Origin of the sequence: Vulcanisaeta distributa JCM 11216 (genome assembly GCF_001315985.1) — an archaeon.
Taxonomy (GTDB): domain Archaea; phylum Thermoproteota; class Thermoprotei; order Thermoproteales; family Thermocladiaceae; genus Vulcanisaeta; species Vulcanisaeta distributa_E.
This window is the reverse complement of record NZ_BBBI01000049.1, coordinates 1-2,897: the sequence shown is the minus strand read 5'-3', so window position 1 is coordinate 2,897 and position 2,897 is coordinate 1. Positions and strand designations below refer to the sequence as shown.

Here is a 2,897-nt window from a genome sequence, read left to right as displayed (position 1 = left end):
AACGAGGCCTCTTCTCTCCAGGGTAACCCCTGGGGGGGGAGGGGGGGAGGACGAGTTGGGGGGGGCTCCCGAGGGGGGGGCGAAGTCGTAACAAGGTGGCCGTAGGGGGGGAACCTGCGGCCGGATCACCTCCTCTGGGGGGGATGGGGGGGTGTTCAAAGGGGGGGGTTGGGTGGTACCCACCTGACCAAACCACCACCCGCACCAGCAAGCCGCCCGGTGGATGGCTCGGCTCGGGCGCCGAGGAAGGGCGTGGCAAGCTGCGATAAGCCCGGGGTAGGCGCAGGCAGCCTTTGAACCCGGGATTCCCGAATGGGGCCTCCTGCCCGGGCCGAATAGGCCTGGGCGCTCCGGGGTTTTCCTCGGAGCGGGAACCCCCCCCGAACGGAAACATCTTAGTAGGGGGGGAGGAAGGGAAACCAACAGGGACCCCCTGAGTAGGGGGGGCGACCGAAAGGGGGGGTTAGCCCAAACCAAATCCCCCCCGCGGGATAACCGTGGGGGGGAGATGTGGGGGGGTTGAGGGCCCGGGTACCGCCGGGGGGGCGGCCTAGCCGAAGTGGGCTGGAAAGCCCCCCCGCCGTAGAGGGTGATAGCCCCCCCGTAGGCTAAAGGCCGCCTGGCGGAGTCCCGGCGTCCCGGAGTACCACGCCTTGGTTTTGGCGTGGGAAGCAGGGGGCCACTGGCCCCCCCCAAGGCTAAGCACGTCCCGAGACCGATAGCGCACTAGTACCGTGAGGGAAAGCTGAAAAGAACCCCCCCGAAAGGGGGGGAGTGAAAAGAGCCTGAAACCGGGCGGCTAAAGGAGGGGCGGCCCGAAAGGGTGCCCTTCCCCCCCGAAGGAAACCGGGGGGGTGAACCCGGGAGTACGAGGGGGGGAGGGTCCAGGGTCGCCCCTTCCGTCTAGAAACACGGGCCGGGGGGGAGTTCCCGCCCGTGGCGAGCCTAAGGGGGGGGTTAAGCCCCCCCGAAGGCGTAGGGAAACCGAAAAGCCCGTAGCGGGGGGGTGACCCCCGTGAGGGGGGGCTGGGTCTTAATGGGCCCGTAGTCACGGGCGGGAGACCCGAAACCGGGCGATCTAGCCCTGGGCAGGGTGAAGCGGGGGGGCGAAAGCCCCGTGGAGGCCCGAAAGGGTTCTGATGTGCAATTCGTTCCCATGACCTGGGGGGGCTAGGGGGGGCAAAAGACCAACCAAGCCCGGTGATAGCTGGTTCCCCCCGAAGCGGGTCCCAGCCCGGCCTCCCTGGAGGAAGCCCACGGGGGGGTAGAGCACTGATCGGGGGGGATGCAGGGGGGGCCGAAAGGCCCCGGTCCCCCCCGGTCAAACTCCGAACCCGTGGGCTCCGAAGAAGGGGGGGGAGGCGGGTTCCTCGGGGGGGTAAGCCTGAGGGCCGAGAGGGAAACAACCCAGACCGGGGGGGTTAAGGCCCCTAAGTGCGGGCTAAGTGTCAACCTAGAAGGGTGTCCCCCCCCGCCCAAGACAGCGGGGGGGCCGTGGGCCTAGAAGCAGCCATCGGCTAAGAAGTGGGTAACACCTTACCCGCTGAGGCGGGGGGGGCCCCGAAGATGTCTAGGGACTCAAGCCCGCCGCCGAGACTCCGGCCCGCGGACCGTTGGTCCGCGTGGGGGGGTAGGGGGGGGCGCGGCCATGGGGGGGCGGAAGTCGGGCCGTGAGGTCCGGTGGACCCGTGGCCGATGCAGATCCCGGTGGTAGTAGCAGCGAAGAGGGGGGGTGGGAACCCCCCCCTCCGCCGGAAAGGACAAGGGTTCCATGGCAACGACAATCAGCCATGGGTTAGCCGGTCCTAAGGCGGGGGGGCCTAATTGGTACCCGCCGAAAGGGAAACGGGTTAATATTCCCGTGCCGTGGGGGGGTAGGCCTCGCGGCAACGCAGGCCCCACCCCCGACGCCTCGGGATAGGGTGGGCGGGGGGGGAATACCCCGCTTAACCGCTGAAGGCCGGGGGGGAGTGCCGTAATGGCGAGAACCGGCTGAAGGCGGGAATAGCCGGGCCTTGAGCCCGGTCCACCCGACTCCCGGGGGGGCCCATGAAAAGGGGGGGTGGGGGGGAGCGAGCCCCCCACGACCGTACCGAGAACCGACACAGGTGTTCCTGGGTGAGAAGCCCAAGGCGGCTCGGGTGACCCCGGGCCAGGGAACTCGGCAAATTGGCCCTGTAACTTCGGGAGAAGGGGGGGTGCCCGCGGCTCTGGTGGTTACCACTGGAGCCGTGGGTCGCAGTGACAAGGGGGGGACCTGACTGTTTAACAAAAACATAGGTCCCCCCGCTAGCCCGTAAGGGTGTGTACGGGGGGGCTGAATCCTGGCCACTGGCGGTACGTGAAACCCGGGTTCAACCGGGCGAAGCGCCGCTGAAGGCCGGGGGTAACTCTGACCCTCTTAAGGTAGCCAAATGCCTTGCCGGGTAAGTTCCGGCGTGCATGAATGGATCAACGAGGTCCCCACTGTCCCGGCCCGGGGGGGCCCGGCGAACCCACCTCCGGGTGCAGAGTCCTGGGACCCCCCCCGACGGGGGGGCGAGAAGACCCTGTGGAGCTTTACTGCAGCCCGTCGTTGGGTGCGGGAGGGGGGGTGCATAGTGTAGGTGGGAGCGATGAAGCGCGGTCTCCGGGCCGCGCGGATGCGCCAATGAAACACCACCCACTTCCTCCCGCACCCCCCCTAACCCCCCGGGTAGCACCCGGGGGGACAGCGGCGGGTGGGCAGTTCGGCTGGGGCGGCACACCCCCCCTGAAAGGATATCAGGGGTGCCCAAAGCTCGGCTCAGGCGGGTCAGAACTCCGCCGTAGAGGGTAAGGCCAAATGCCGGGCTGACTGCGCCCTTGAACGCAAGGGGGGGCGCAGGGGGGAAACCCGGGCCTAGCGAACGCTCGTG

The 2,897-nt window shown here is 68.5% G+C and carries 1 rRNA gene; it reads left to right on the top strand.

Annotated features, from left to right (window positions below):
* Positions 1-195 precede the first annotated feature (195 nt).
* Positions 196-2,897: ribosomal RNA gene (locus JCM11216_RS20305) — 23S ribosomal RNA — on the top strand; the annotation flags it as partial.